The organism is Saccharophagus degradans 2-40, from assembly GCF_000013665.1.
Lineage (GTDB): Bacteria > Pseudomonadota > Gammaproteobacteria > Pseudomonadales > Cellvibrionaceae > Saccharophagus > Saccharophagus degradans.
Genome location: NC_007912.1, coordinates 3,497,644 through 3,513,877 on the forward strand (window position 1 = coordinate 3,497,644; position 16,234 = coordinate 3,513,877).

Genomic DNA, 16,234 nt, shown 5'->3' on the forward strand with positions numbered 1-16,234 from the left:
CCTAACGCATCTACAAAAGCCTGTCCGTCATTGCCTGGAAAATCACCGGCACACAATGGTCTAGCCCGCTGTTCTTTGGCTTACGCAAGGAAGTCTACAAGAGCAAAACCAAGGGGCGAAAAGGCTGATGAGTTCCGAAATCAAAAAGCGCCTGCGGTGTGCTGTCTACACACGTAAATCAACCGATGAAGGGCTCGACCAGGAATACAACTCGATTGACGCCCAGCGAGATGCGGGCCACGCCTATATCGCCAGTCAACGCGCTGAAGGCTGGATCCCAGTCGAAAACGACTATGACGCCCCGGCATACTCCGGCAGCAATATGGACCGCCCTGCGATGCAACGTATGCTGGCCGACATTAAGGAAGGCAGAGTCGATGTTGTGGTGGTCTACAAGATAGACCGACTGACACGCAGTCTGATGGACTTCTCGAAAATGATCGAAGTCTTTGAGCGACATGGCGTGTCCTTTGTATCAGTGACCCAGCAATTTAACACCACCAATTCGATGGGGCGGCTGATGCTGAATATCTTGCTGTCCTTTGCGCAGTTCGAACGAGAAGTCACCGGTGAACGCATCCGCGATAAAATCACCGCCAGCAAGAAAAAAGGGCTCTGGATGGGTGGCATTCCGCCGCTTGGTTACGATGTCGTCGATCGCTGCCTGGTGATCAATCCGCAGGAAGCCAAACTCATCAAGCATATTTTTAAGCGGTTCACGGAGATCGCCTCCACCACCCTTCTCTACAAAAAGCTCAGATTGGAGAATGTCATGAGCAAGTCGTGGACAACACAAGACGGTCGTCATCGCCCAGGCAAGCCGATTGATCGGGGGCTGATATACAAGCTGTTAAACAACCGGACCTACCTTGGTGAGCTGCGACACAAGGACCAATGGTACGAAGGAAAACACGAACCGATTATCGACAAAAAGCTCTGGGGCGATGTGCATTCGATTTTGGCTGTTAACTTCCGGACGCGAGGCAACTACACCAAAGGCAAAATCCCATTTCTGTTAAAGGGTATGATTTTCGGCGAGGATGGCCGCGCTTTGACATGCTGGACCTCGGCCAAGAAGAAAAGCGGGCGCCGATACCGGTATTACATCAGCACCCGGGACACTAAGGAGTTTTCAGGGGCTTCCGGCCTGCCGAGAATACCGGCGGCCGAACTTGAATCGGTGGTGGTCGATCAGATTCGTGGCCTGCTACAAACGCCACCGGTCAGAGAGCGAATCGCGGCCGTTACCGGCCAGCGGGAAGATGCCCTGGATGAGGCTCAAGTAGCGGTGGCCCTCAACCAAATAGACAAAGTGTGGGATCAGCTTTTCCCAGAAGAGCAGGCTCGGATCATCCGGCTGATGGTCGAGAAGGTGGTGGTCAGCCCCGATCGCGTGGATGTGCGGCTGAGGGACAACGGGGTTGAGCGGCTGGCCCTGGAAATCACCGACTCCTACAAGCAGGAGGATGTGGCATGACAAATTTTCAGGATAGAAAATTTGCACAGCCGCAGGCTGCCCGTCAGGGTGCAGCACATGGAGGTGCTGCATGACTAATTTTTCAGGAAAAAATTTGGACCGCTCTGCGGGCCGCAAAGCGGCGAACCCCAAGGACGGGGTGAGCAACAAAGGTAGCGGCTACCACTTTGAGCTCGAGCGACCCGGCGCAGCCAGTGTGGTCGAATCCAGTGACGGCAAGTTGAGTATCAACGTGACCATAAACCTGAAGCGCCGCAGCGGGCGGCGCTTGATCACCTTGCCGGACGGAACCGTCCAAGAGCCGAGGCCCTGGGATACCCAGCCAACCCCACTGCAGCTGGCGCTGGCTCGAGGACACCGCTGGTTGCAGATGCTGGAAACGGGCGAGGTCAGCTCTTTGCGCGAGATTGCCCAACTGGAGGGGCTCGACAATAGCTACATCAGCCGGATGGTTTACCTAACCACGCTGGCGCCGGATATCGTCGAGGCCATTTTGGACGACCAACTGCCGCCTACTATCACCCTGTTTGATTTGGCGGTGGATCCGCCAAGACTGTGGTCGGAACAGCGGGAAAGGCATATGGTTTGAAATATTGCCGATTGTTAAACACTAGCTGCCCCTTGCCGGTGTCACAACGGCATTTACGAAAAATTGGCGTGGTTTAATGCTATCAAAATCAATAGATCGGCGTTTGCTTCATTCAACAACAAACACATAGGTTACAAAGTCATGATCCATCATTCGGGTGGGTAATTTTTTTATAGCCATTTTTTCAAGAAACTTGTACGACTTTCGTGTCGCCAGAAGATGAATAAGTACTCGATCATGCTTCAGATCTTTTGCCCATAGCATAAGCTGTTTGAAAATTGTTAATCCTATCCCCCAAAAGGACTCATCGATCACAATGGCAAGCTCATATTTGTCTTCATCTGGCTGAATACCACACCAGCCCGCCACTTGATCGTCAACTATTACTGCGCGCACGCGGCATTTTGGTTGTAGGTCGATACGCTTTTTTTCAGCTATCCACTCGTTAAACGAAAACAAATCAAACTGATCGTGAGCCACAAGGTGTGTGCGTACTTTTTGTTTATTTAAAATACTTAGAAGCGCCACTGAATCAACAGCTTCTAAACGTTGATATTGAATATCTCTCACTATTTTTTACTCATTAAAAGCCAGGGGAAAACGCATTGCGCCTTCCCCCTTGTACTACTTTGATGATTTAAAAACCATACCCGACACCAATATCGCTAACGCGAGACCAAGATGCAACCAACGGTCGGCTTCATTAATATGCACAATGCCCAATAGCATGTCACCTTTGGTGAAGAAACCCAGTATTGCAACGGCAAAATATAGCCCGCCTAGCACGAGTATGACCTTGTGTTCCCTTCCTCTAAACAGATAAACCCCAGCAACAAAGGCAACACCTGTAAGTAGATGAACCAAATTATGAGCCAGATTCACCGCAAATACGCCATGCGGAGAAACCAAGGGATTAGGAACAAAACCTAAAAGCGCAACTGCAATAAATGTAAAACCAAAAGCTAGCGCTATGTTTTTGCTGTGAAGTATTAACGCAGTCATGTTAAGCCTCCAATTTTTTACCGTTCATGCGTTGTATCAACGACACTCTAGAGCGACTCTGGTGATTTGCTCGCAATGCGTTTCCAGTTTTTATCCGCCTCTTTGATTTTACCAGGAACATCTTTCAACCACTCCGATTGAATATTGGCATCTAAATTAAGGTAAAGCTTGCCTTCTACAATTCGCCATACTTCAGGATCACCAATAAATTTCTTACCTACCGATACACCAAACGCACAGTATCCGTTGTAGGCTGGCGCGTATTTTTCTGGTGACTTTTTAAACTCGCTTAGGTTCTCTTCGCTCGAGAATAAATAGGTAGCACCATTATGTGTCGCTACATAATGCCCATTACCTTTAGCTGGGCGTTTTTCGATGTGGTACGACACAACATCATAGCCTTGTACGGCAGGAGCACTATGATCTGCACTGCCGGCATTGGCTGCTGCTGAAAAAAACACACTTGCGATTAATCCAAATACAATTTTTTTGATACTCATAACATTACCTTTTAATGAAAAATTGTTGATGTGTATGGCCACGATCCCGCTTTCACTGTTGGCGGCGCTACATACGTTGATTGCTGAATTTATGGCGCCAGGTCAATGTTGATTTCAAACACCTTTCCTGTACCGGTTTCGACCACAAAGGTTTTACCACCCGTACCACCTTCGTTTACTTTGCCACCTGTGCCGTTGCCGGCGCCTTTAGTGCCCGTACCATTACCAGCGCTTTTGCCACCCGTACCGGTACTACCTTCAGCGAACGCTAAACTTGTACAAAGTGTCGTTAACATCAAAATACTTAAGGCCGTGTTTTTCATACTTATTCCTCTTGGATTAAATTATGCAACTTTCGATTTTTGAGTTTCCACTAAGGGAAAATCGATATCGGTTTGCGCGATGTGGTTGAAGTAGTTGGTAAACATGTTCAAACCAACATGTGCGATGATTTCGACAATTTCTTCTTCGCTGTAATTCGCCGCACGGATGGCTAGAAGGTCGCTGTCGGCGATGTGTCCACGCTTGGTAACAATGGCTTTAACAAAGGTAAGTACCGCCTGTGTGTGCGGGTGATCTGAACGCAAAGCGAGATTCGCCGCGAGTTCAGCCTCGCTTACACCTGCTTTTTTGCCCAACAGTGTGTGGGCCGAAGCGCAGTAATCGCAGGCATTTAGCGCTGCTGTCGCCACGGCAATCTGTTCTCGCAAGTCGGACGATAGGGCGCCGCCTGCAAGCGCAGAAACCTGGCCTAAATAGGCTTCCAATACGGCAGGCGCTTGGCCAAAGGTAAGAAAAATATTGGGAACAATGCCAAGCTGGCGCTGCACAGTCTCATAAAGACTTTTGGTTTTACCCTCGGCCTCGCCTACGGGAAGGGTGGGAATACGAGCCATAGTGTTTCTCCTGATTGATTAAAGGATATGGAACATTACGTCCATGCGCTTATAATCACCCAGAAAACCTGCACTTTTAATATTTTAAAGTCCGTCTTTTACACTAAATCGTATTTAGTATTGTTTTATATGACTTATAAAGGGAAAATAGTGCCAACACTCCAATAGAGAGACTTATCGTGGACGCCTTAACCGATATCCTGAACACCCTGCGCATGCAGAGCAGCCTTTACTTTCGCACCGAGATGAGCGCACCCTGGGGAGTAGCTGTACCAGCAAAGGGCAAGGTGGCGCGATTCCACATTGCCATACGTGGGCAGTGCTGGTTGCGTGTTGAGGGAGAAAACAAACCTTTGTTTCTCGCCAATGGCGACCTAGTGATCATCCCCCATGGGGCGGCGCATGTGATGGGCGATACTCAAGAGACTGCGGCTAAACCATTGGGTGACGTACTATCGGAAACGCAATATACCGGTGAAGGTCCCTTGGTCTATGGCGGCGGCGGCGCAGGTTGCACCTTAGTCTGTGGTGAGTTTGCTTTTGACGAACGTGAGACCCATCCCTTGCTTGATAATCTACCTTCCGTGTTATCCATTACAGCCGATCAAGGACACCACGCAAAGTGGTTAGATGCCGTAATGGGTTTTGTTGCGCATGAGGCCGCGCAAATGCGCCCAGGTGCGCACGCCATTATCCACCGCCTTTCCGATATTATTTTTATTCAGGCTATTCGTTTACTACTCGACAGTAGTCCGCACAATATTCCTTTTCTTTCAGCCTTTGCCGACAATCGAATCAGCATGGTGTTATCACGTATACACGCTGAGCCACAGCACAAGTGGAGCGTCGAAAGTTTAGGGCAAATTGCCAACATGTCGCGCTCGGCCTTTTCCAATCGGTTCTCTGAACTTACTCAAATGTCGCCTTTACAATATGTGATGTTTATTCGGCTCAATCGCGCCAGCCGCTTGTTAATTGAAAGCGATTATTCCTTAGGCCAAATTGCCGAATTAATTGGCTACCAAAGCGAAGCGGCTTTTAGTTTGGCTTTTTCTAAACAGTTTGACTGTCGACCTGGTGAATATCGCAAGCGGGCTAGCACGCAATAATTCGGCGCTGTAATTCAGGTATCGCAATTTCTTCAAACCAGGGGTTTTGTTTAAGCCAAATTTGATTGCGAGGTGATGGGTGCGGCAGAGGAAAGTAGTGTGGTAAATAGTCTTCCCAATGTTTGACCGTGTCGGTAAGGTTAGTGAAGCCTTCTTTTAGATAATATTTCTGCGCGTACTGACCAATCAACAAAGTAAGCTGAATATTCGGCAGTGATGCAAGCATACGCGCGTGCCATTTTGGCGCACACTCTGGACGAGGCGGCAGGTCACCCGAACGACCCTTGCCGGGATAACAAAAACCCATTGGCATGATGGCGATCCGCGATTCATCATAGAACGCTTGATCATCAATACCCATCCATTGGCGCAAACGTCTGCCACTGGCATCATCCCAGGGAATGCCACTGGCATGCACTTTGGTGCCGGGGGCTTGGCCGATAATTAAAATCTTTGCATTCGGAGCACCACGTACGATGGGTCTAGCTCCCAATGGTAACTCGGGTTCACAATCGCGACACTGCCGAATTTGGTTTATCAATGGAATCAAGCGGTTCATGTTCAATCTCATTCTGTAGGATTAGCGCCCTAAATTGTGGCCATTGCCTTCAGAGCGCCAACGCTCAAGACAAGCCTCACTAACTTCCCAACAGAAGGGCCAGGATATTCTCCATACCCTCTTTCTTTCGCTGAAAAGCGGTTTGTCTTAGTACTTCCCAATCTTCAATGCGGAAGCCACGGAAAGATGATGTTATGCATTCACCTCTCAATTGTAGTAACAAGGAATCCTTCTTCTGGAGACGGTTCTGCAAAATATTGGGTTACCCTCAGAAACATGTCCTCGGTATCCGTTGCGGCGCGCTCAGGCTGTTCAATACGCCTTTTGGCAATTTGCTGCAAACAGACATCGTCCGTCACGTTCAGAAATATCAACTCGTGGTTGGCATTTATTTCAGAAAAAATGCTCTTCAACCATTGCCTTTGCGCCACTGTATTAGCCGGAAAATCCATAACTACGTTTGCGCCAGACTTTAGAATGCCCTGCACCAATGACTTAACTAATGGCTTTATCAAATTAGAAAGGCGCACATAATCTTCAATGCGGAAAATTTGGTCCGGAAATAAAGCACTGAGCCAGTGATCTTCCGATATCAAAACCGCATTTCGCTCCTTGGCCAACTCGATCGCTTTCGTCGATTTACCTGCCCCCATTTTTCCACATAACAGCACTAACATTTTCTCATCCCTTGTCCATCTTGGAATAACGCTTTAACGAGCCGGAAGCCATTACTTCCCGCCTTTCATGAGTAGCCAAATCGCAAAGGACATCTCGCCCAATAGGCCTGGAATCGCGACAAGCGCCAGGAAGAGGGTTGCATATTCTGAATAGTCGGGTAATACAAAATGTGCGACGGTATCGATCATATACATGGCACCGGCCACTATGAGAAGCCATTCTACGATTCTTATTCTTGAGAAGATAATTCCCAACAACACGATATGGATACCAAAGAAGAAAAGCCCCAACAACCAGATCGTATTAAAAATGGATACTTGCTGCAGAATTTCTTCACTGCTGGCCAAAGTCAACACTTCGGGAAGTGCAAAAATAGCCACTCCCATGATGGCCGCATGCATCATTCTGAACAGCGTGCTTAACGCAGACAGCGGATGCTCTTTGAACAGCTCGTTAAGCGACCAAGCGACAATCACGTCGAAAACCACCGTTATCAGAAAAGCGAGAATGCCTGCTCGCAGCAGACCATGGTGTTGTTGGACGGTTGCAATAGGGTCAGCGATCAACGTTTCAAGAACAAAGAAATTGGCGAAAATAGCGGCGAAGAAAATCACCCAGTAACTTCCGCCGGCTACTAACGACAGTGTCCTCGCATTCAATGTTTTGGTCATGCTGGATCTCCTTGGTTGGGAAAGCAATGTCAGCTCACATGATTAATGAAACGACCCAGGTCGCTCAGTGTCGCAGCCTCAGCTGCGCTGGGGCCATGAATTCTCGACACGACGTGCGCCCAGTTTCAGCCCGAGCACAACGAACAATGCACCGATCCAGATACCGAAGGAATAGGACTCTTTAAACCACAGGGCACCGATCATCAACCCAAACAGCGCGGCGACAACTCCCAATTGACTGTAGAAAACCGGATTGGATCGCTTTTGCAATTCAAATGCACATAAATAGGTTAAAGCCGTTAGCCCCCCTTGCAAAGCCAGGATCGCGAACAGGTTTGAATCAAGCAGGTCTGGCAATAGGTCGGTTCCAGTCGACCGCGCAAACACAGCAAGCGTCAAGGCGCTGGTGAGCAAGGTACCGGCTGCCAGGGTGGTAGGCTTTGCGTCCTTGGGCCAGGCGATTGAGCGATAGATGTTTCCAATGGAGAGCATGAAGGGAATAAGCAGGCCCAAGCCGAACCATAGTGGATTCACCAACCCCATTTCCTCATGCCGTTGTGACACGATCCAGGAACAGGCCAACACGGCCATGCCAAGCCCGGCGAACCGGGTCCATGCGAGCTTTTCGAGCCTCAAGGTCAAGGCCAACAGAAACGTAAACAGGGGTGGCAGCGCGTACATGATGCCGGTAAATCCGGCCCCCAGACGCGTCACCAGATAAAAGGCTATCACATTGGGAATCGCGATTCCCGTCAGACCACTGACCAAGAAATATGGCATCAGTTGTCTGCTGAAATGTTTCTTCTGGCCGCCTGAAAATACCAGTAGGAGCGTTCCTGCGATCAGCGTCTGCCAGAAGGCATAGCTTGCTGCAGGTAAGCCCTGTGAGGTAGCCGTTTTAGCTAGCGCCAGCATCAGCGCAATCAAAAGTCCGTTCAGCAGGAGCAGCCCCCAGGTCAGGACCTTTTCTGAAATAGGCAGCGGTTGCCGCAGTAAAATATTCATGGTCAACACTCTCCGGTTAATCAATGTTTCGTTCTGACCGATAGTGTGCCGCTTTTTTTTACCCCGACAATTAGCTAAACTCGAACATGTTTTTTTCCAAAAAAGAAAGAATCAGGGGGCGCCATGGCTACCGACAAATTCGTTGCCATGAAGATCTTCCGACGGGTGGCGGAGCTGAAAAGTTTCACGCTGGCGGCGGATGATCTGGACACCACGCCGGCCACGGTCAGCAAACATATTGCTTTTCTCGAGCGCGATCTGGGTACCCGCTTGATTCACCGGACCACGCGTCGGCTGAATCTGAGTGATGCCGGACTGACGTTCCTGAAACGCACGCAAGAACTATTGGATGCACTTGAAGAAGCCGAGCTTGAAGCACAGGGCTATCAGACAAGCCCTAAAGGGTCGATTCGACTAAATGTACCGATGTCTTTCGGGTTGACTCACCTCACCGAGGCTGTCGACAGTTTTTTGCGCCGCTATCCGGATATCGACATTGATCTGCAGTTCAGTGATCGTCTGGTCGATCTGGTAGAACAAGGCGTGGATCTTGCCATACGGGTGCGTCACTCGCTCGCTGATTCCAGCTTGCAGGCCCGTGCGCTGAAACAGTCCCGCAACGTCGTGTGCGCTGCCCCGTCCTACCTTGCCCAGAATCCTGAGATCAGGTGCCCGGATGATCTGGTCCATCACAATTGTTTGCTGTACACCCTGCACGACCGCCCCAAAGTCTGGGAACTGGGCAATCAGGAAGTGATCGTGGGAGGCAATTTCAGAACCGACAGCAGTCTGGCGATCCGGGAGTGCCTGATTGCTGGCGCAGGAATCGGTTTCATCCCGCGCTTTCTGGTCGAAAACGATCTTGAAAACCAGAAACTGGTACCCCTGCTGACCGATTTTCCCGCCAAACCGTACACGGTGTTTGCCTTGTTTCCCCCCGGACGCAAACAGCCAGCGAAGGTTCGCCTGCTGGTGGCACACCTCGAAGAGCACCTGAATCAGAAGTCGTTCTGGGAATAAGGTCGACCCGCTGATAAATTGAGATCGTGATATTTTCCAAATTGGAAAAAATATTGTTCTTAATTCTCTATTTTTTGAACCAAAGCGATTTCTTACAGTGGCATCTCCAACAACCAGGAGATATCGCTATGAACCGCAAACTGAACATTTTCCGAACTTCCATTTTTGGCCTGATGCTCTTGCCGGGTTTGACGTTTGGCGCAGACGTCGCCTCCAGTCCCTGGGGATCAGACGATGAAATTGGTCGCCTGAACCTCATCACACCGGAGTCCAGACGAGCGGCATTGCAGAATCTGAACCCTGCTGTGACTTACGACCTGAGTGTGGAATATTTCATTGGCATGCCCAGCTGGCAGGCGGCAGGTGATCCGCATTTCCAGATATGGATGACGCACACACCGAAAGGAACCAAAGTCGATGACCCGTTATCCGTGGGAGACCGGCAAAATGACCGGGTCAGCTATTCCGGTTCGGCCTTCTCGATGTATGCGCATACCGGCACCCATATCGACGCGCTCAACCATTTTGGGCTCAATGGAAAGATCTGGAACCACTTCTCGGCAGCGCAGTATCTCGGTGACCGCGGCTGGCAGAAGACCGGGGCAGAAAACATTCCGCCGATCATTGCCAGAGGCGTCTTGCTTGATGTACCCGCAGCCAAGCAAGTTGATGAACTGTCACCGGGATATCGGATCACCCGGGAGGACCTTGAAAAGACGCTCGTCGCCCAGGACACCGTAATCTTTCCTGGGGATGTGGTACTGATCCGTACAGGGCGCATGCGCCACTATAACGACGCACAACGATTTATGGAAAATGCTCCGGGGCTGGGCATGGCTGCAGCACGCTTTCTGGCTGAAGACAAACAGGTTTTGTCATTAGGCGCAGATAACCTCAGCTTCGAAGCGTTCCCATCCGAAGACGCGAATAACTACGTGCCCGTTCACACCTATTTGCTCGCGCAGCAGGGAGTCACGATTATGGAATTGGTCGATCTGGAGCAACTGGCCAGAGACCGAGTCTATCACTTTGCCTTTATCGGCACTCCGTTAAAGCTGCGCGGCGCTGATGCGGCCCCTCTTCGCCCCATCGCCATTCCATACGCTGATGCTGAATAACAGCAAGTCTTAACCACTTACCCTACATTTGGAGATATTCAAAATGAACATTCTTGAAGCCCTTGACTGGCGCTACGCGGTGCGAGAATTTTCACCCAGCATTCTGGACCATCAGACGGTTACCACCCTGCTGGACGCAACGCGCAAGAGTGCCTCCTCTTATGGACTACAACCCTACAAAATTTTGCTGATCCAATCAGAAAGTATTCGTCGAGAGTTGCTGGCCCATTCCTTCGGGCAGCAGAAAGTCGTCTTTTGTTCGCATCTGGTGGTCTTTGCCGCCCAGACGGATATCGGGGACCCGGCTGTGGATCGTTATATCGCCCAGTGCATGAAAACGAGAGGGCAATCAATGAGCGAACTCGCAGGTTATGCTAGCAACATGAAAGCCGCCCTTGCCGCTAAATCCGATTGGGAAAAGAAAGCATGGGCCCATCAGCAAGTCTATATCGCACTGGGAACGCTGCTCGCTGCGGCAGCCTCAATGCGTGTTGATAGTTGTCCAATGACTGGATTTGATCCGAACGGATACGACCAGGTTCTGGGGCTGGCTGAGCGAGGGCTGGAAAGTTCCGTCGTCGTTGCTTTAGGCTGTCGAAGTGCTAACGATTACAGCGCAAATCTGCAAAAAGTACGCTTTGATTACGATGAGGTGGTCGAATCAATAACGGCATGAATGGCCCGGATCATTGAAACCAGAATGTAGACAAAGGACTACTTCGGGAGGGGCCGGTTATTTCGAAGTGTTTCAGGCTAGGGTTTGGCGCAGGCGAAAGGCACCGTTTAATAGACCAATTCAGTTCCCGTTTTGGGAGTTGAACCCGCGTCCTACAGCACCACCAAACCAATAAAAAAGCCTCACCCGCAAGGGTGGGGCTTTTTTATTGGCTGTGAGCCTGAGCTTTGGACTTGCACAGTCGGGGTTCACAAAATTGTCAGGAACAATTTTGGACGACCGTCAAGTCGCCCCCCAGGGGTGAGGGCCAAGGATGGCCCGAATCCACCCCCCCCGCCTCCACCACCTTGTAAATAGCCCTAATGAGCCCTCACCAGCCATTAGGGCTATTTATTAACCCACAACTTTACCATCAAGAAATTAGGGCTGATGCGGGGATTTGCGTGTCAACTTCCCCATCAGTGAGACATTTCTAAATTAGAGTTTTCCAGTTTTTGTCGATAGACAGCTGGAGGTACATCACCAGGACTGTCATGCGGTCTTTCTTCGTTGTAACCAATCATCCATACCCAAGCCATGTCGCGAACCTGACGTATAGTTTCAAAAAAATAGACATCCAAAAACTCTCTTCTGAACGATCCGTTAAATCGTTCGGCAAAGCCATTTTGTTGCGGCTTGCCAGGCTTGATGTAAGCCATTTCGATATTGTGCTCATTGCAGCAGGCAGGGAACTGTCAACTACTATTGCCAAACATTCGCGAGCTCCTTCGTCTATAACATTGAGGGTGCGAAAGGTTTTTCCGCAATACAAAGTGTCGTGCATAAAATCCTTAACAGCTTCGTGTTCAAGGCTCAGGTTGGCATACACTTTTTTCAGACGAGCATTTTCGTCTTCCCGTTCTTAAAGCCGTTTAACATCGGAAGCTTCCATACTTCCGTATTTACTTTTCCAGTTGTAGTATGTTGCATTGCTTATGCCATGCATGCGGCATATCTACTCAACTTTCAGCCCTGCATCTGCTTCTTTAAAAATTGAAACTATTTGGGTTTCTGTAAAACGGGAGTTTTTCATACCAGCCTCCTGAGTAGGTTTTCTCAGAAAACTCTAATTAAGTCTGTCTCAGTCCAGGGGAGGCTGACAGTGAATTAATACCGGTATAGACCGAAGGAAAATAAAGCATAATCGGGTTAAGGTTCACATTAACGTTCCGTTCCCGATTATTTATCTGCAATTATTTCGTCCCCAATTATTTTATAACGCCTGGAATGGACACATATTTGGCTACTATCTTGACATGTTGTATCTATAATATTTTCGACTAAAAAAGCTTCTTCAATATCTGGGTTCACTATGGTTGTCACTTTCCTGAGTTTATGTTCTTTTTCATCCCATATAAAAATATCATAATTTTCATTAAGTCCTCTGGGGGCTACGCCAACCCATATACCCAGATCAATGAAGCCATCAAAATTGAAGTCTTTGGTTATATTGTAGTTGTCATTCCAATTCCTGGTTTCCAGGGTTGTTATCTCTTCAGCATTTCCATTCGGATAGACAACTCTAACGCTACTGTTCTCTTTGGTTAATACTAGTTCGAGATTTGGAGTTGGTTTGTATTTGAATGGGAATACATTTTCCGGAGAACTTAACTCTGATTCTGCATGAACTCCTGCAGAAATAATAAGCATAAACAACAAAATATATTCCAGTTTCATGGCTTGTACTACTCCTGTAATGATAGGATTAACCGGCAATTGTACCAGTGTTTTTCAAACTCACTAATTCGCTAATTGACTTATACAATTGTCGAGTTGTTTTGCCGCTTTTATAACTGCGTGATCTTCAGAGAATGACTTTTGATAACAAATTAACCAGTCATTATTATTGTCTTTGATATGAGAGGCGCTCTGCTTGATTAAAGAAATCCTCATCTGCGCACTGCACGTCCTTGTTTTTTTAAATCCATCCTCGGAAATGGGCCCAGGATGGGGAGCAAAAAGAGCCGTTAATATTTTATCAAGCTCACTGTAATCTGAGGAACCGCTACTATGTTTGTTGGCGAGCTCTTTAGATATATAATTGACATCATTTAGCAATTCTTGCGATTTATTTTTTTCGTAGATACAGGCTTCTATTCGTCCCCACGATGTCTCAGTAGAAGCGTTGGCTTCAATGCAAGTAAAAAAACAAACATTACAAAAAATCATAACTCTACAAAACATAACCATTTCCTCTAATTCGCAGGCTATTATCGAGTGTTAATAAGACGTTTTTGCTATTTCCACATATTGTGGGTGGTATTCTCGAGTCGAGCTCTTAGACTACCATCATCTCTAAATTCTATGTGCAGAACAACACCGATGCGATTTCCATTGGACTTTCTGCTACCGAGTAATTTCATTTCTTGTGACTCATTTAGTTTTGTTAAGTCAACTTCTTGGTTATACCTCTTATCAGGCAGAAGATGCCACTTTTTACAATGACGTTTTGTATAATATTTCTGGTCTAAAACTCGCTTGGGCTTGCCACTACGTTCAAATTCTAAAGGATATTCCAAATAGCTAGTGCTGCACTCTGACAACTCCGCGTATTGGTACTCAACATTGATACTATCAGGCAATTTTTCCCCTTCAAAATCTTTAAAAGGCGGAAGCACCACCAAACCGGTCCACTCACCTGGTACGTTTGGGTGAACGTAAATGACGGGATCGTTTAGGTCGACATTTACATAGCCAGCGTAACTTTGTGAAACGGGGAAATTATATAAAACTACACCGTAGCCGCTTGTCGAAGCTACATTGACCTTTACGCTATATGACTGCTTTGAGCAGCCTGCCAACACACTAAATGTAATAACAAGCATTAAATATATATTCAGAAATTGCTTTTTTTCCATGCTCCTCTCTTTCTTAACCTATTTTTTTCGCTTAAAAACAACAATAGCGATATAATCACGGTCTGGACCATATTAAAGTTTCCGCCAAAATATGGCCTCGCCATGTAACCCACTTTATAGCAATACATGAAAGGGGATGCCCGGTAATTTAACGCACAATACACCCAAATTGACACGCAGTGGTTTAGAGTATAGGAAGTATAAACGACCTTTTTGGCCTTCTAGAGGGTATAGGAAGTATAAACCACCGATTTGCCCTTCATCCGAAGTATCTTACCTGAAATCCCCTCACCCGTTTACCACTCAAGCCCCAATTTTCTCTATCGAACCAACCCAAACCGCTTAAAAAAGGTTCAGCTTAGCGGCAAATTCTCTGATTGATGATTCACGGGATGTAAGCAGCCCCACCGCTCCACTTAAAAGTTGGAAGTGTTAGCTTTGTGCTTATCAGTCAAAGAGACGACTCTGCGATGGATCGAACAGGCTGGGCGTCAGTGGCGGCGCTCGCTCTGGTGGCAACTCTTGCTGCTTGGCAGCATTCGCTTTGACCGCTTTCTGCTTTAGGTGCTTGAGAATCTGCTCAATCACCTTGGGATCTTCGATGCTGGCAATCACTTTGACGCGACCGCCGCAGTGTTCACAAACCTCGATGTCGATGCTGAACACTCGCTTGAGGCGTTGCATCCAGGTCATAGCGCGATGGCGCTCTGCGGGGCTCTTGTCGAGCCAATCCACCTCCGACGATTGCAACTTGTCGGAGTTTTTACCCCGTTTGGCTGACGTCACATCAACTCGGTGCTTGCTATTGGGTGCGAATACTCCGTGAAATCGAGTGAGGTTGACTCGTGGCTTAGGAACCAGAGCAGCCAACTTGGCAATGAAATCCAAGGGCTCGAAGATCACATGCGTTGTGCCATTGCGATAGGGTGTCTTCAGTTCGTAACGCACCTGACCATTGGCCGTCACTACCAGACGCTTTTCTGAAACTGCCGGCCGGCTAATGTAACGACACAGCCGTTCCAGCTTATCGCGCTGATGCGCTTCCGCCATCACGCCCGCATGCAAGGAGAAGCCGGCATGGTTGGCTACTCGACTGCTTGAGTCGGCTTTATCCTCACGCTCTGGCAAGGTTTGCAGGGTGAAGACTTTGCGCCCCTGTTGGGGGCCGGTGGCAATGCGGTAGGTCACCGATGCGCCGTGCAATTGAGTGAGTGCATCGTCTTCACTGTCTTCCAGCATCAACCAGGTATTCTCAGCATAGCGTTCCAGCAGACCTTGCTTTTCCAGACAACGAGCGATGCGGTGGCTGAGGGTGTGAACGAGGGTATTCAACTCACCGTGAGTCGGCGCTTTGACGCGATGGAAGCGCTGCTTGCCATAGTCATCTTCGGCATAGACGCCATCGAGAAACAGCATGTGGTAGTGGACATTGAGATTTAGCGCGGAGCCAAAGCGTTGGATTAGGGTCACTGAGCACAGTTTGTGCAGAGGCTTTGGTGTAACCGGCTTTTTTTATCAGATGAGTTGAGAGTGTGCGATAAACGATACTCAAGACCTTGCCCATCAGCTCTGGATGGCGAGCCAGTAGAAATCGCAACTGGAAAGGAAAGCTCAATACCCACTGACGAATGGGCGCTTCAGGAAACACCTCATCCACCAGCAGAGCCGCACTTTCTGCCATACGTCGAGCGCCGCAGCTGGGGCAAAAACCGCGTCGTTTGCAGCTGAAAGCGACCAAACGCTCGTGATGGCAATCCTCACAGCTCACCCGTAAGAAGCCATATTCCAGGCGGCCGCATTGGAGGAAGTCATCGAATTCTTGTTGAATGTAGCGAGGGAGGTTTTGTCCTTGGGCTTCGAGTGAAGCTTTGAAGGCTGGATAGTGCTGCTCGATGAGCTGGTAGAGCAGCGCCTGTTCGGGTTGATGACGTTCGTAACGGTTTGCTTGAGTGGGCGATTGATTCGCCGTGGCGCTCCTTGCCAGTGACATGGGTATCTTCCGCTGATACTGTACTTATATACAGCATAACGACTTGC

At 48.6% G+C, this 16,234-nt stretch carries 19 protein-coding genes and 2 pseudogenes; 7 read left to right on the top strand and 14 right to left on the bottom strand.

What is annotated here, in order from left to right; genetic code table 11:
• The first annotated feature begins 8 nt into the window (after positions 1 to 8).
• The 3 genes from SDE_RS21955 (at position 9) to SDE_RS14455 (ending at position 2,066) form a co-directional block, all read left to right on the top strand.
• Entirely contained in the window at positions 9 to 128 is a 120-nt protein-coding gene (locus SDE_RS21955) for a DUF2924 domain-containing protein (RefSeq protein WP_338056767.1), read from the top strand.
• On the top strand, positions 128 to 1,477 hold the full coding sequence (locus SDE_RS14450) for a recombinase family protein (RefSeq protein WP_011469238.1): 1,350 nt from the start codon (positions 128 to 130) through the stop codon (positions 1,475 to 1,477). Before SDE_RS21955 ends, SDE_RS14450 begins: the two co-directional genes overlap by 1 nt.
• A 70-nt stretch (positions 1,478 to 1,547) precedes the next feature.
• A complete protein-coding gene (locus tag SDE_RS14455) occupies positions 1,548 to 2,066 on the top strand; it encodes a hypothetical protein (protein WP_011469239.1) in 519 nt (172 codons plus the stop codon).
• 108 nt (positions 2,067 to 2,174) lie between these two features.
• Here SDE_RS14455 and SDE_RS14460 read toward each other — a convergent pair whose 3' ends face one another.
• The 5 genes from SDE_RS14460 to SDE_RS14480 form a co-directional block, all read right to left on the bottom strand.
• The gene (locus tag SDE_RS14460) at positions 2,175 to 2,636 is read right to left on the bottom strand and encodes a hypothetical protein (protein WP_011469240.1); all 462 of its coding nucleotides are present in this window, start codon (positions 2,634 to 2,636) and stop codon (positions 2,175 to 2,177) included.
• Between the two features lie 54 nt (positions 2,637 to 2,690).
• On the bottom strand, positions 2,691 to 3,068 hold the full coding sequence (locus SDE_RS14465) for a DUF4383 domain-containing protein (protein ID WP_011469241.1): 378 nt from the start codon (positions 3,066 to 3,068) through the stop codon (positions 2,691 to 2,693).
• A gap of 47 nt (positions 3,069 to 3,115) precedes the next feature.
• Complete coding sequence (locus SDE_RS14470) at positions 3,116 to 3,568, bottom strand: YHS domain-containing (seleno)protein (protein WP_011469242.1); 453 nt, start codon at positions 3,566 to 3,568, stop codon at positions 3,116 to 3,118.
• Between the two features lie 89 nt (positions 3,569 to 3,657).
• Positions 3,658 to 3,891 carry a hypothetical protein gene (locus SDE_RS14475; RefSeq protein WP_011469243.1) on the bottom strand — a complete coding sequence of 78 codons (234 nt, stop codon included), beginning with the start codon at positions 3,889 to 3,891 and terminating at the stop codon, positions 3,658 to 3,660.
• A gap of 21 nt (positions 3,892 to 3,912) precedes the next feature.
• Positions 3,913 to 4,464 carry a carboxymuconolactone decarboxylase family protein gene (locus SDE_RS14480; protein WP_011469244.1) on the bottom strand — a complete coding sequence of 184 codons (552 nt, stop codon included), beginning with the start codon at positions 4,462 to 4,464 and terminating at the stop codon, positions 3,913 to 3,915.
• A gap of 179 nt (positions 4,465 to 4,643) precedes the next feature.
• On the opposite strand from SDE_RS14480, the gene SDE_RS14485 reads away from it, so the two are divergent.
• Entirely contained in the window at positions 4,644 to 5,573 is a 930-nt protein-coding gene (locus tag SDE_RS14485; RefSeq protein ID WP_049762655.1) for an AraC family transcriptional regulator, read from the top strand.
• Here SDE_RS14485 and SDE_RS14490 read toward each other — a convergent pair.
• From SDE_RS14490 to SDE_RS14505, 4 genes are all read right to left on the bottom strand, one after another.
• Positions 5,560 to 6,132: a uracil-DNA glycosylase family protein gene (locus tag SDE_RS14490; RefSeq protein ID WP_041324727.1), complete on the bottom strand. Its 573-nt coding sequence runs from the start codon at positions 6,130 to 6,132 to the stop codon at positions 5,560 to 5,562. The two genes, SDE_RS14485 and SDE_RS14490, sit on opposite strands and share 14 nt — an antisense overlap.
• 200 nt (positions 6,133 to 6,332) lie before the next feature.
• A complete protein-coding gene (locus tag SDE_RS14495; protein WP_011469247.1) occupies positions 6,333 to 6,809 on the bottom strand; it encodes an AAA family ATPase in 477 nt (158 codons plus the stop codon).
• Positions 6,810 to 6,860: 51 nt separating this feature from the next.
• Positions 6,861 to 7,481, bottom strand: coding sequence for a DUF4386 domain-containing protein (locus SDE_RS14500; RefSeq protein ID WP_011469248.1), 621 nt, complete (start codon positions 7,479 to 7,481; stop codon positions 6,861 to 6,863).
• Between the two features lie 78 nt (positions 7,482 to 7,559).
• A complete protein-coding gene (locus tag SDE_RS14505) occupies positions 7,560 to 8,486 on the bottom strand; it encodes a DMT family transporter (RefSeq protein WP_049762656.1) in 927 nt (308 codons plus the stop codon).
• Positions 8,487 to 8,609: 123 nt separating this feature from the next.
• Between SDE_RS14505 and SDE_RS14510 the strand changes: the two genes are divergently transcribed.
• From SDE_RS14510 to SDE_RS14520, 3 genes are all read left to right on the top strand, one after another.
• Positions 8,610 to 9,506, top strand: coding sequence for a LysR family transcriptional regulator (locus SDE_RS14510; protein WP_011469250.1), 897 nt, complete (start codon positions 8,610 to 8,612; stop codon positions 9,504 to 9,506).
• Between the two features lie 128 nt (positions 9,507 to 9,634).
• Positions 9,635 to 10,624: a cyclase family protein gene (locus tag SDE_RS14515; RefSeq protein ID WP_011469251.1), complete on the top strand. Its 990-nt coding sequence runs from the start codon at positions 9,635 to 9,637 to the stop codon at positions 10,622 to 10,624.
• Between the two features lie 43 nt (positions 10,625 to 10,667).
• On the top strand, positions 10,668 to 11,300 hold the full coding sequence (locus SDE_RS14520; protein WP_041324729.1) for a nitroreductase family protein: 633 nt from the start codon (positions 10,668 to 10,670) through the stop codon (positions 11,298 to 11,300).
• A 458-nt stretch (positions 11,301 to 11,758) separates the two neighbouring features.
• Here SDE_RS14520 and SDE_RS21960 read toward each other — a convergent pair.
• The 5 genes and pseudogenes from SDE_RS21960 to SDE_RS14545 form a co-directional block, all read right to left on the bottom strand.
• Positions 11,759 to 12,372: pseudogene (locus SDE_RS21960) on the bottom strand (integrase core domain-containing protein).
• 146 nt (positions 12,373 to 12,518) lie between these two features.
• Positions 12,519 to 13,016, bottom strand: coding sequence for an XAC2610-related protein (locus SDE_RS14530; protein ID WP_011469254.1), 498 nt, complete (start codon positions 13,014 to 13,016; stop codon positions 12,519 to 12,521).
• Between the two features lie 63 nt (positions 13,017 to 13,079).
• Positions 13,080 to 13,523, bottom strand: a complete 444-nt coding sequence (locus tag SDE_RS14535; RefSeq protein WP_041324731.1) for a hypothetical protein — start codon at positions 13,521 to 13,523, stop codon at positions 13,080 to 13,082.
• A gap of 53 nt (positions 13,524 to 13,576) precedes the next feature.
• On the bottom strand, positions 13,577 to 14,197 hold the full coding sequence (locus SDE_RS14540) for a hypothetical protein (protein WP_011469255.1): 621 nt from the start codon (positions 14,195 to 14,197) through the stop codon (positions 13,577 to 13,579).
• A gap of 447 nt (positions 14,198 to 14,644) precedes the next feature.
• Positions 14,645 to 16,187: pseudogene (locus SDE_RS14545) on the bottom strand (IS91 family transposase).
• Positions 16,188 to 16,234: the final 47 nt, after the last annotated feature.

Coding starts and splice junctions, on each gene's coding strand:
- SDE_RS14500 (WP_011469248.1), bottom strand. CDS start 7,481: ATGACCAAAACATTGAATGCGAGGACACTGTCGTTAGTAGCCGGCGGA.
- SDE_RS14505 (WP_049762656.1), bottom strand. CDS start 8,486: ATGAATATTTTACTGCGGCAACCGCTGCCTATTTCAGAAAAGGTCCTG.
- SDE_RS14465 (WP_011469241.1), bottom strand. CDS start 3,068: ATGACTGCGTTAATACTTCACAGCAAAAACATAGCGCTAGCTTTTGGT.
- SDE_RS14540 (WP_011469255.1), bottom strand. CDS start 14,197: ATGGAAAAAAAGCAATTTCTGAATATATATTTAATGCTTGTTATTACA.
- SDE_RS14515 (WP_011469251.1), top strand. CDS start 9,635: ATGAACCGCAAACTGAACATTTTCCGAACTTCCATTTTTGGCCTGATG.
- SDE_RS14475 (WP_011469243.1), bottom strand. CDS start 3,891: ATGAAAAACACGGCCTTAAGTATTTTGATGTTAACGACACTTTGTACA.
- SDE_RS14470 (WP_011469242.1), bottom strand. CDS start 3,568: ATGAGTATCAAAAAAATTGTATTTGGATTAATCGCAAGTGTGTTTTTT.
- SDE_RS14495 (WP_011469247.1), bottom strand. CDS start 6,809: ATGTTAGTGCTGTTATGTGGAAAAATGGGGGCAGGTAAATCGACGAAA.
- SDE_RS14455 (WP_011469239.1), top strand. CDS start 1,548: ATGACTAATTTTTCAGGAAAAAATTTGGACCGCTCTGCGGGCCGCAAA.
- SDE_RS14490 (WP_041324727.1), bottom strand. CDS start 6,132: ATGAACCGCTTGATTCCATTGATAAACCAAATTCGGCAGTGTCGCGAT.
- SDE_RS14510 (WP_011469250.1), top strand. CDS start 8,610: ATGGCTACCGACAAATTCGTTGCCATGAAGATCTTCCGACGGGTGGCG.
- SDE_RS14520 (WP_041324729.1), top strand. CDS start 10,668: ATGAACATTCTTGAAGCCCTTGACTGGCGCTACGCGGTGCGAGAATTT.
- SDE_RS14480 (WP_011469244.1), bottom strand. CDS start 4,464: ATGGCTCGTATTCCCACCCTTCCCGTAGGCGAGGCCGAGGGTAAAACC.
- SDE_RS14535 (WP_041324731.1), bottom strand. CDS start 13,523: ATGTTTTGTAGAGTTATGATTTTTTGTAATGTTTGTTTTTTTACTTGC.
- SDE_RS14450 (WP_011469238.1), top strand. CDS start 128: ATGAGTTCCGAAATCAAAAAGCGCCTGCGGTGTGCTGTCTACACACGT.
- SDE_RS14530 (WP_011469254.1), bottom strand. CDS start 13,016: ATGAAACTGGAATATATTTTGTTGTTTATGCTTATTATTTCTGCAGGA.